At 35.1% G+C, this 12,378-nt stretch carries 7 protein-coding genes; 5 read left to right on the top strand and 2 right to left on the bottom strand.

The features are described from left to right. The first annotated feature begins 2 nt into the window (after positions 1 to 2). From AC3ITQ_RS01295 to AC3ITQ_RS01285, 3 genes are all read left to right on the top strand, one after another. Positions 3 to 1,298: an aminopeptidase P N-terminal domain-containing protein gene (locus AC3ITQ_RS01295; RefSeq protein ID WP_489236497.1), complete on the top strand. Its 1,296-nt coding sequence runs from the start codon at positions 3 to 5 to the stop codon at positions 1,296 to 1,298. A gap of 3 nt (positions 1,299 to 1,301) precedes the next feature. Continuing rightward, positions 1,302 to 3,464, top strand: a complete 2,163-nt coding sequence (locus tag AC3ITQ_RS01290; protein WP_489236496.1) for a S9 family peptidase — start codon at positions 1,302 to 1,304, stop codon at positions 3,462 to 3,464. Positions 3,465 to 3,738: 274 nt separating this feature from the next. After that, positions 3,739 to 7,584 (top strand): M43 family zinc metalloprotease, encoded by a 3,846-nt coding sequence (locus AC3ITQ_RS01285; RefSeq protein ID WP_489236495.1) that lies wholly within the window; start codon positions 3,739 to 3,741, stop codon positions 7,582 to 7,584. 78 nt (positions 7,585 to 7,662) lie between these two features. Here the strand turns inward: AC3ITQ_RS01285 and AC3ITQ_RS01280 are convergent, their stop codons facing one another. Beyond that, the gene (locus AC3ITQ_RS01280; protein ID WP_489236494.1) at positions 7,663 to 8,883 is read right to left on the bottom strand and encodes a M24 family metallopeptidase; all 1,221 of its coding nucleotides are present in this window, start codon (positions 8,881 to 8,883) and stop codon (positions 7,663 to 7,665) included. Positions 8,884 to 9,127: 244 nt separating this feature from the next. On the opposite strand from AC3ITQ_RS01280, the gene AC3ITQ_RS01275 reads away from it, so the two are divergent. Beyond that, entirely contained in the window at positions 9,128 to 10,417 is a 1,290-nt protein-coding gene (locus AC3ITQ_RS01275; RefSeq protein ID WP_489236493.1) for a S28 family serine protease, read from the top strand. 29 nt (positions 10,418 to 10,446) lie between these two features. Beyond that, positions 10,447 to 11,661, top strand: a complete 1,215-nt coding sequence (locus AC3ITQ_RS01270) for a glycoside hydrolase family 27 protein (protein WP_489236492.1) — start codon at positions 10,447 to 10,449, stop codon at positions 11,659 to 11,661. 72 nt (positions 11,662 to 11,733) lie between these two features. Here AC3ITQ_RS01270 and AC3ITQ_RS01265 read toward each other — a convergent pair whose 3' ends face one another. Next, positions 11,734 to 12,348, bottom strand: a complete 615-nt coding sequence (locus AC3ITQ_RS01265) for a WbqC family protein (RefSeq protein WP_489236491.1) — start codon at positions 12,346 to 12,348, stop codon at positions 11,734 to 11,736. Between the last annotated feature and the right edge of the window lie 30 nt (positions 12,349 to 12,378).

Here is a 12,378-nt window from a genome sequence, read left to right as displayed (position 1 = left end):
ATATGAGATACGATTCGATTCCAGTTTCTTTATTCGAAAATAACCGAAAACGGTTTGTTGAAAAGATGCAAAACAATAGTTTGGCAATTCTAACATCAAATGATGTAATGCCAAATAATGCTGATGATGTAATGGGATTTGCACAAAACAACGATTTGTTTTATTTGTGTGGAATTGAACAGGACGAAACTATTTTAGTGCTTTATCCGGATGCCTTTAAAGAAGAAAATCAAGCCATTTTATTTGTAAAAGAAGTTAGTGAACACACTTTAATTTGGGATGGTGATTTTTTAACCAAAGAAAAAGTCTCGGCTATTTCCGGAATTAAAAATGTAAAATGGATTCATGAATTTGAAAAAACAATACAACTTTTTACGTTTGAAACAGATCGAATTTATCTGGGACACAACGAGCATATTAAAAGAGTAACAACTGAAATGAATACACGCCAGGATCGAATGATTCAGTGGTGTAAGCAAAAATATCCGTTACATCAATATGATCGCGTTGCTAAAATCACGAGAGAACTGCGTCCAATTAAATCGGATGAAGAAATTGCTTTGATTCAAAAAGCGGTTTCAATTAGCGTGAAAGGATTCAAATCGTTATTAACAGCCGTAAAACCGGATGTCAAAGAATATGAATTAGAAGCAGAATTAGCTTATCAATATATAAAGAATGGAGGAAATCGCCATGCTTTTAAACCCATTATAGCTTCTGGTAAAAACGCCTGCGCACTTCATTATAACACTAATGATTCGGTTTGTAAAGAAGGCGAAATGATTTTAGTAGATTTTGGTGTTTGTTATGCCAATTACAATTCAGATACTACACGCTGTGTTCCGGTAAACGGAAAATTTTCAGCTCGTCAGAAAGAAGTTTACGAGTCAGTTTTGCATTGTTTAAAAGAAGGTTCTAAGTTTTTGAAACCAGGAATTCTGTCAAAAGATTACGAATTGCAAATGGCAAAACTAATTGAAGCGGAATTGATTAAATTACGATTAATTAGCCCTGAAGATATAGCAAATCAGGATCCTCAAAATCCGGCGTATAAAAAATATTTCATGCATGGAACAGCACATCATTTAGGACTTGATGTTCATGATGTTGGGTTGTATTCAAAACCTTTTGAAAAGGGAATGGTGCTAACCTGCGAACCCGGAATTTATATTCGGGAAGAAGGAATTGGATGCCGTCTGGAAAATGATTATTTATTGACAGAGGACGGAAACATCAATTTATCTGAAGAAATGCCAATTGAAATTAAAGATATTGAACACTTATTAAACAACAAATAAACCATGATTAAAAACCGCTTTTTATTACTTCTTTTTATTTGCACAAGTATTTTTGCACAAAAAGACATTGACATTAACGAATTAAAATGGCTGCCAAACTCGCATTCGTTCTGGGTAAATTCAGACGAGAACATTTTGGTTTATGATGTAGATAAATTAAATCAGAGTACTACTGTTTTAACTACTAAACAATTAAAAGATGCAGGTTTCAACGGAGAAGTTGAAGATTTGGTTTGGAATCAAAATAAGACAAAAGTATTGGTTTATACCAATTCAAAAACCGTTTGGCGAGCTAAGACTAAAGGAGATTATTGGTTCTTTGATTTAGCAACGGGAAAAGGAAGAAAATTGGGAGCAAACTTAGAAGGATCTTCGTTGATGTTTGCTAAATTCTCCAATGATAATGAAAATGTTGCTTACGTTTCAAAACATAATATCTATCTGGAAAACCTAACTTCAGGAAAAATAACGCCATTAACAACTGATGGAACGGACAAAGTTATTAATGGAACTTTTGACTGGGTTTACGAAGAAGAGTTGGCGGCAAGAGATGGATTTCGTTGGAGTCCTGACGGAAAAAGTATTGCTTTTTGGCGCGTTGATGCAACAGATACGAAGTTTCATTTAATGATCAATAATACGGATGCTTTATATCCGTTTGTTGTTCCTGTTGAATATCCTAAAGCAGGAGAAAGACCTTCAGCGGTAAAAATCGGAATTATTGAGGTGGCTTCTGTAAAAACAAATTGGCTTGATATTCCAGGTGAACCTGATAATAATTATTTGGTTCGTATGGAATGGGTTGCTGCAAATGAAGTAATGGTGGTTCAGTTGAATAGAAACCAGAATCAGGCTTCAATTTACAATTGCAACGCACAATCAGGAAAAGCAAATTTAATTTATCAGGAAAAATCACCTGAGTGGATTGATGTTTTTGACATTTCTTCAGGAGTTTATGATGGTTTTCCATGTCAGTTTGTAGATAACGGAAAAGCTTTTTTATGGAGTTCTGATGCTGATGGCTGGATGCATGTTTATAAAATTAGCCGTGACGGAAAAAAGAAAGAGCTACTTACAACTGGAAAGTTTGATGCTTATTTTAAAGCGTATAATGATAAAACAAAATCAATCTATTATATCGCAAGTCCAACAGATGCTACACAACGTTATTTGTATGAAACGAATTTGAATTCGAAAAAAACAAAAAGACTAACCCCTGAAGCGTTTGAGGGGACTAACGAATATGAGTTTTCTACAGATGGATCTTATGCAAAACACACTAATTCTAATATCAATCGTGTTTTCAATACACGTTTAGTTTCGCTATCTGAACATAAAAAAATAGTACCAAAAGAAGCTGATGTTTTTACGGCTCCGAAGCGTGATTTTTCTTTAGAGAAATTTAAGGTAACAACTGTTGACGGTGTTGAAATGGACGGGATAATGGCAAAACCATTAGATTTTGACCCATCAAAAAAATACCCATTGTTCTTTTATGTTTATGGAGAGCCAATGGCTACTGTAGCAAATGATATGCCTTATTTTAATGGGTTTATCGATTTATTAATTCCAAAAGGATATATCGGAATTGCACTGGATAACAGAGGAACTCCATCCTTGAAAGGAACAAAATGGAGAAAATCGATTTATAAAAATATCGGAATTATCAATACGCGTGATCAGGCAATGGCAGCAAAAGAAATTTTGAAATGGAATTTTATTGATAATGACAGAGTTGCTGTACACGGATGGAGTGGCGGTGGAGCTGTGACTTTAAATTTGATGTTTCAATATCCGGAAATATACAAAACCGGAGTAGCCATTTCTGCAGTTACAGATCAACATTTTTATGATAATATCTATACAGAACGTTATATGGGATTGCCAAGTGAAAATGAAGCAGCTTACATTCAGGCATCACCAGTAACCCATGCTAAAAATTTAAAAGGAAATCTGCTTTACATTCACGGAACAGGTGATGATAATGTGCACTATAAAAATGCCGAAGTTTTGATTAATGAGTTAGTTAAATACGACAGAATGTTTAATTTAATGATTTACCCAAATCGTTCTCATAGCATCTACGAAGGAGAAGGTACGAGAGAGCATTTGATTAATACTTTTATAAAATTTATTGAAGAAAAAGCACCTCCGGGAGCAAAATAAAAATACTCTAAAATAAGAATTAAGGGGGAGAATTTCTGGGTAAAGAAATTCTCCCCTTTTTTGTTTTCTTGGACATTATCTAATTTGATGTTTTTATATGTTTGGTTTTTTTTTGTTTTTCATTGTGGATTATCATACAATAGGGTTTATTTTTTAATAGTATGTTTTTTTAAGGTTAAAAAGCTGTTAATTATGTATTGTTTTTAAGTAACATAGTATCAGTAAAGTAAGGTCTTTCGTGATAATTTTGATGTTAACAAAAAAACAAACAAACATGAGAGTAAAACTACTTATCCTGCTACTTTTTACGATAGTAAAAATGAGCGCGCAAGGCCTTCCTTGCCGGACGACAGAAGAAAATGCTAAAGTGTATCGGAGTAATCCGAATTCACTTAAGGAAAAAAAAGAATTTGATGCTTTTACAAAAAAGTTTGCATTGCAACGTAAAAGTAAGACTTCAAAAGAAGCGGCTGTTACTTACACAATTCCCGTGGTTTTTCATATTTATGGAGATGTTCAAAGTGGAAAAACCGTTACTTACGAAAAGATTGTAAATCATATGGCGCAATTAAATGACGACTTTAATGGAAGAAATGCAGATTACCAAACTGTAGAACCTTTCTTTCAGCCAAGAAGAGGAACATTGAAAGTTGAATTTAAACTAGCCAAAAAAGATCCTAACGGAGGATGTACAACCGGTGTCGTTTTTCATCCTGCTAAAAACGGTTACGGAAATGGAGGCGGTTATGATGATCAAATTGCTGCAGATGCATGGGATAACACAAAATACATGAATGTGTACATTCAGAATGACTTGTATAACGAAGGTGTTTTCAATAATTCGGGAGTTGCATGGTATCCAAATTCGGATATGACGGCCAATAACACAGCCCGTGTTGTATTTAATGGAGCATATCTTTATGATAACTCTTATAGCAAAGAATTCTCGGCAACACTAACACATGAGTTTGGTCATTTTATGAACCTAATTCACACTTTTGAGGGTGGTTGTTCAGGAACAGATGAAGTTGATGACACTCCAGCCGAAGATGCTTTACACACACTTGCCTGCACACCCGGAACAAATTGTGCGGGAGATAAGGTAAATTTTGAAAACTATATGGGTTATAACGGAGCGCAGGGTTGTTACAAAATGTATACGCAAGGTCAGATCGACAGAATGTTAGCCGCTTTACAACATCCTGCCAGAATTACGTTGTGGCAACCTCAAAATTTAATTGATACTGGTGTAAACGCAATAGAAAGTAGTTTAGTTGCGAATGTGACCACTTTTAAGGAAACTCTTGTAAATGATGGTGCATTTGATTCTGCATCGGTAGTAACAATTGGCGGAAGCAAAACATTTGCACTTAGCTCCGGAACAATGACAGCCGGAACTCATTTTACGCACACTTTTCCGTCAGGAATTACACCAGTAGTAACGGTTAATTCAAATGGACAAGTAACCGTAACACTTTCAGGAAAAGCGACTAATCATGCTACTGCTCAAAATGCAACGGCCGGAATTACCTTTTTACCAGCAGCTTTCACTGGAGGAACTGCAGGTTTATCGTGTACAGCTATATTTTTCAATTTGAAATTTACAGATCCGTACGGGATATTTTTTGTTGATATGCCAAACGTTAATATCTCTTCAGCCTTAACATGGAAAGCTTTTGAAATAGCTAAAGGAGATGATACTTCATTTGGAGGATGGCGTCATGTGGCAAATGCTTTAAAAATTGAAACCTATGGCAAAAAGTTAGTTTGCGAAAGTGGTACAAGAAATATTTCATTATTGGGACAAAATGTAGCAGTGGGTCCAGCGAGCAATATGACAGCTCCAGGAGCTTATCCTGATCAGTTAGATTTGAGAGCTGCAGGTTATACAGCCTGGGAAGGGAAATCCGGTTATGTAGGTTTTGAATACCAAATTGACGGACAAACATGTTATGGATGGTTTAAAGTTGATGTTGCAGCAAACGGCGATGCCTTTACAATTTCTGAGTATGCCTATAATACACAGCCAAATACACCAATTTATACCGGAATGACAGCGAAAACAGCTGTCGTATTATCTGATAGTACTTTGTACGAAGCAGATGCAAATGATGGTGGTTTTGCAACAACCAGTACGATTTCATTATCGACTAACAATGGAACATTTACGAAAAACTCGGGAACTTTAACTGTAGGAACTGATTTTACAGTAACTGGAACTCCTTCGGGATTAACAACTGTATTGACACTTCAGGGAAATAATAAAGTAGTGGTTTCTTTTACTGGTAAAGCAACAGCAAATACTCCAACAAATGATGCTGCTGTGGTAATCACTTTTAAAGATGCTGCCATTACCGGTGGAATTACGACATTAGATAGTGCTTCAAAAACAATCAATCTGAAATTTGAAGCGCCTTACGGAGTAGTTTATGTAAACAATCCTGATTATGTTGCTTCGGCTGCACAAACATGGCAGTATTTTGATTTGGCAATTGGAGATAATACGGAGTATGGAGTGTGGCAATATGCAGCTGCAGCTTTAAAAATGGAAACGTATGGTAAACGATTAGTTGGCCAGGCCGGAACCAGAAATATCACTTTGATTAACGAAGGTGCAGCAATTGGTGCATCAAGTAATTTTGTAACTCCGGGTGCTTATCCAGACCAGTTAGATTTGAGAACAGCAACTTATACAACGTGGGATAATAAAACAGGATATGTGGGATTTGAATACAAAAGCAGAGGACGTACTTGTTACGGCTGGATGCATGTAAAAGTAGAAGCCGGTGGAGTAGGTTATACCGTTTTAGATTTTGCTTATCATACAAAACCTAACGAATCAATTTTAGCAGGAACGCAAACTGCAACAACGGTTTTGGCGCCAACAAGTTTAACCGCAACTGCTAATAATACAAACTTAGAAGTGCAATTGACATGGGTAAACAATGCAACAAATGCGACAAACATTGTAATTGAAAGAGCAGGAAGTGATAATGTTTTTGCTGAGATCGTAACTTTGCCAAGTACAGCGTTAACTTATACAAACACTGGTTTAACAGCTGGGAATACTTATAAATATAAAGTTCGTGCAAAAGCAAATACTATTTATTCTGCTTATTCTAATGAAGTTTCTGCAACAATCACAGTAAATTCATCTTATTGTACAACGCAGTCTGATAATAAATACGAGTATATTAACTCAGTAACTATTGGAAGTTTCAACAATGCTTCAGGAAAAGATGCAGCCGGTTATGCTGATTATACTTCTAAATTGATCACAGTAGCACCAAACACGGTTACGAATGTAAGTCTGACACCTGGTTTTTCAGGTGATGCCTATTTGGAATACTGGGGAATCTGGATTGATTATAACAAAAACAATATTTTTGATGCGTCAGAAAAAGTTATTGATGGAATTTCTTCTAATGGAACAGCTACAGGAAGTTTTACACCTCTTGCTTTTACGGGATCAACAAGAATGCGTGTGGTAATGAAATACTATTCAAATCCTTCTGCTTGTGGAAATATTGTTGACGGAGAAGTTGAAGATTATACAGTAGTTTCCGGGACAGTAACGCCACCAAATCCGGTAACATTGGCAACGCCAGCCAATATTGGGAATTCAGGAGTTTATGCTACAGGATTTTATGCTTCATGGAATACCGTTTCAAATGCAACAAGTTATGAAGTGCAATTGAATAATGCAACAACTGGCTGGACAAGTTTTGGAACTTCAACATCTTATTATTTATGGATTCCGAAACAAGGAACGCAAACAGTTTATCAGTTTAGAGTAAGAGCAAAAAATGCCACTGAAATAAGTGATTGGAGTGCTCCATTAACTATCGATTTACAAAACGGAAGCACCGGTGCAGACCAGACTGATTTTACAAAATCATTTTCAATGTATCCAAATCCTGCTTCTGATATAGTGAACTTCAATTTTTCAAATCTGAATACTTCCGGTATAAAAATAACAATTTATGATAGTACGGGAGGTGTTGTTGAGGTTTTAGAAAATGCGACTTCTTATCCGGTTCATAGATTAAGAAAGGGATTTTATATAGTAGTTGCTACCGATGGAAGCTTCACTGAAAGTAAAAAGTTATTGGTTAAATAATTATAGTTTGGTTACTATTAAGAAAGGGAAACGATACGTCGTTTCCCTTTTTTTATTGACTTAAAAATAAAGCAAAATTTACGCTACATCAATCCCAAACGGATTATCAATGCTGTGCATTGGTGTAGTAAACCATTTTGGCCCGTTTGCTGTCATGTAAAAATGATCTTCATGACGAATTCCAAATTGTCCAGGAATGCAAAGCATTGGCTCATTACTTACCACCATTCCTTCTTGTAAAACAGTAGCATTGCCTCTTACCAAATAAGGATGTTCATGTATGTCTAACCCAGTTCCGTGACCAACACGATGAGGTAATCCCGGAAGTTCATAATCAGGACTCAATCCACCTTCTGCAATTACTTTTCTGGCTGCGTCATCTACAGAACCGCAAGTTGCTCCTAATTGTGCAGCATCAAAAGCTGCTTTTTGAGCGGCTTTCTCTAAATTCCAAATTTTTATATGAGCTTCCGTTGGTGTTCCGTAGACATAAGTTCTGGTAATATCAGACAAATAACCTTCTAAACGACAACCAGTGTCAATTAATACGACATCATTTTCCTTTAAATCCTGTGGCGTAGTAACACCATGCGGATATTGTGAATCATCAGCAAATAATACAATACAAAAATAAGAGCCAGAAGAAATTCCAGCCTTAATATGCGCCTGATTGATAAAATCAACCACTGTTTCGGCTTTTATTCCAGGATATAAAATACGTGCGGCAGCTCTTTGAACGACCATCGTAATTTCTTTTGCCTGCTGAATTATGGCAATTTCATTTTCTGATTTCTGAATACGGCATCCGGTAGTAATCGGTTGAGCATTTTCAAAATCATACTTTGAATTAGCTTTGGTTATGGCATCAATTAAAAAATAAGCTGCAGATTCATCCAAAGCAATTTTACCTGCATTGATGTTTTTGCTTTGCAATATTTTTCCAAATAAAACAGACGGAGATTCGTGCTCTTCCCAGCAATTAATTTTGCCTTCTATTTGCATGAATTTTTTAAAGGTTCCTTCTTCAAATTTCGGAACAATATATTCCAGGCTTCCATCTTCAGATAATAGTGCACCAACCATTCTTTCAGAAGCGCTCCATTTGGTTCCTGTAAAATAATATAAATTAGTTCCGGCATTAAGGTATAAAGATTTAACGCCTGTTGCTTTCATAATTGACACTGCTTTCTGAATACGCATCTGGTATTCTTGTGGCTGAATGGCTATTACATTCAGTGTCATGTTTTGTATTTTTTCCAGTTCTGCTTTTGCGGTAGATCCGCCAACTCCAATTGTCATCTTATTATTTTTTTGAGTTAATTATATTTTTTAAGTGAGTAGTTAATCTTAACGGTGGATTAAATGTATTAAAGATTTCAGGATTTATCATGAATTCTTTGGTTTTGGAATAAAATTAAGTCAATATTTTGTCATAGTGATATTTTAGCTCAAACTAGGTAAAATAGGATAATTTACAGGTAATATAGTATGAGATTGAGAGTTGTAATGCCTGTATTTTTAAAAATTCAATTAAACTTTAAAAATGAAAAAAATACAACGCTTACTATTTGTAGCGGTCATAGTCTTGAGCCCTTATTATGGTTCAGCGCAGACCACATCAATTTTGCTTCAAAAGCTAACAGAATTGTTTCCTAAAGCTGAAATTACTGCCATAGAAAACTTAGAAGGTTATACAGAATCCTATCAGTTGATTTTAAACGAACCGTTAGATCATAAAAATCCTCAAAACGGAACCTTTAAACATTATATGTACCTGTCTCATTTGGACTTTAGTAAACCAATGGTTATTGAAACACATGGTTATAGTACGAATAATATTAAAAGTGAAGTGAGTAAACTAGTAAACGCAAATCAAATCGCGGTTGAATATCGTTTTTATGGAAAATCAAGACCAGAGCCACTTCCGTGGGAATATTTAACTAACGATCAGGCTATTGCAGATTATCATGAAATTGTAGTGAAATTAAAACAATTATATACTGGTAAATGGATATCGACAGGAATTAGCAAGGGAGGAGAAACGTCTCTGATTTATAAATCAAAATATCCAAATGATGTCGATGTTGCAATGCCTTACGTTGCTCCTTTAATCGATTCGACGGAAGATCCAAGAACAATAAAGCACACAAGAACTATTGGTACTGCAGCATGCAGAGATAATATTACTACATTTCAAAGAGCCGTTTTAAAAAATAGAGAGGCAGTTTTGCAAGAGTTTCAGCAATATGCAATAACAAAAAAAATGAGTTTTACAGAAGTTTCGTATGCCGAAGCTCTGGAATACGCTGTTTTAGAATTTCCTTTTTCTTTTTGGCAATGGGGAGGACATTGTAATGAGATTCCACCAATAAAAGCTTCTCCAAAAGAATTGTTTGATTATTTGAATGTTATAGTTGGTCTTAGGACGTACAACGATAAAACCTATTTTAATGATCTACCTTCTTATTATCAGCATTTAAGCGAATTAGGATATTATGGTTTTGATCTGTCTCCGGTTGCAGATCTGTTGCAAATAGTAAAAAGTACTTCCAATGATCGATTCGCACCAAAGGGAATCACAATAAAATACAATCCTCAATACATTAAAGAAGTTCGCCAATATGTAGAAAACAAAGGAGATAAAATTTTGTACATCTATGGAGGTTACGATACATGGTTTTCTTGTGCGCCAACACCAGATCCAAAACTAGATGCTTTGAAAATGGTTCTGCCAACGGGAAGTCATAAAACAAGAGTAAAAGATTTTCCTGAAAAGGATCGAGCGCTTATCATGGAAACACTTTCCAGATGGTTGGCTGAAAAAAAGAACTAACTAAAACTAAAATAAAAAAAAGGAAGATTATGAAAATTAATAATTGGATAGCAGCTGGTATAAGTGTTTTTTGTATGACACTTCAGGCACAGAATAAAGAGAATTTATTATTAACGCCACCTATGGGCTGGAACAGCTGGAATACTTTTCATACGGATATTAGTGAGAAAATGGTAATGGAAACGGCTGATATATTGGTCTCATCCGGAATGAAAGATGCAGGTTATATTTATCTGGTTCTCGATGATGGATGGATGGCTATGGAAAGAGATAAACAGGGAAACCTTGTTCCGGATCCGCAAAAATTTCCACATGGGATGAAGTTTGTTGCTGATTATGTACATTCTAAAGGATTGAAATTTGGCATGTATAATTGTGCCGGAACGATGACCTGTCAAAAATACCCGGGAACTCGTGGATATGAGTATCAGGATGCAAGAAATTATGCAGCGTGGGATATTGATTTTTTGAAGTATGACTGGTGTTTTACTATGGGAATCAATGCAAAAGAAGCGTATCAAACTATGAGTAATGCCTTGAAGAAAACAGAAAGGCCAATTGTTTTTAGTATTTGTGAATGGGGTGTAAATAAACCATGGGAATGGGGAGAAGGAATTGGTCAAATGTGGCGTACAACAGAAGATATTTATCAAATTTTTGATTCGGTTCATGATGAGGGAACGTGGAATTCGTTAAGCGTAATGCATATCGCCGATTTACAGTCTAATCTTCGTAAATATTCGGGACCGGGTCATTGGAATGATCCTGATATGCTGGAAGTGGGTAATGGTATGACTTATAATGAGGATAAAGCGCATTTTTCACTATGGAGTATAATGGCAGCACCGCTTATGGCTGGTAATGATATCAGAAAAATGAGTAAGCAAACCCTTGAAATATTGACTAATAAAGAGGTGTTGGCAGTAGATCAGGATTCATTAGGAATTCAGGGTTTTCGATATTTGGATAAAGATGGCTTGCAGGTTTGGTGTAAACCACTTAAAAATGGAGATTGGGCGATTTGTTTTATCAATAGAAAAACAGAACCAAAAACAATATCTTTTGACTGGAGAAAAGAAAATATTGTGGATGAGATTTATAAATATTCACTGGACAAAAACGTGTCGTATAATCTTTTTGACGTTTGGAGTAAAAAAAATGCAGGAACAACAGCCAAAGAACTTAAAGCAACATTAGAACCACATGGCGTTTTAATGTATAGACTAAGTAAATCTAAATCTTAATTGATTAAAAAAAAGAGTCGAGTTATATTAGTTAAGTTGAGAAAAGATGCTTTAGACTTTCTTTAAGATTGGCTAAAGTATCTTTTGGTTTTTTAAATAATCCATAGCGAATTTACCTTCATTAAAAAGTAGATCTAAAACACTAAGGTTGTTTATAAAACCATGTTTGTCATCAAAAACTTGTGGATATTTTTCGAAAGAATTTGGGTCTTTTTTACCATTGGCTAAATATCTGAAATCAGAAATGTTTTCTGCTTCCATGAAATATTCGGTTGTTTTGCTGAATTCTAATTTCATTCTCAAACATTTGGTAACAATGTCGAAAACTTCCATATTTAAATCCATTAAAAAAGTGTGTTTCTTTTCAAAAACAGGTCGAATATCATCTTCAAAAAACTCAAAAAAAGGCGAACTTCTGTAACCTGCTTCTAAAGATTTGAAATGCTGTTTTTGCCAGTCAAATTCATTTTCAATCAAAACATCTTTTGTTTTTTGATGTAATGTTTTAGAATGCTTAACAGGAATGTTTAATAACTGAAGGCCGTTTGGACTATAAATATAAGTACGGTTTCTGTTAGTCTGTTTTTGAAAATTATCTTCCATTTCAAAAGTAATATTCTCAGATTGCGCCATAACTGCAAAGTGGCTTATCGATGGGAAATAAGTAGGAAGTAATAACGAATTCATGACTTTTGTGTTTAAACGTTTCAGGTTTCA

This window comes from Flavobacterium sp. KH_001 (assembly GCF_057840745.1).
The sequence above is the reverse complement of the archived record's forward strand: the minus strand, read 5'-3'. Positions and strand labels throughout refer to the sequence as shown.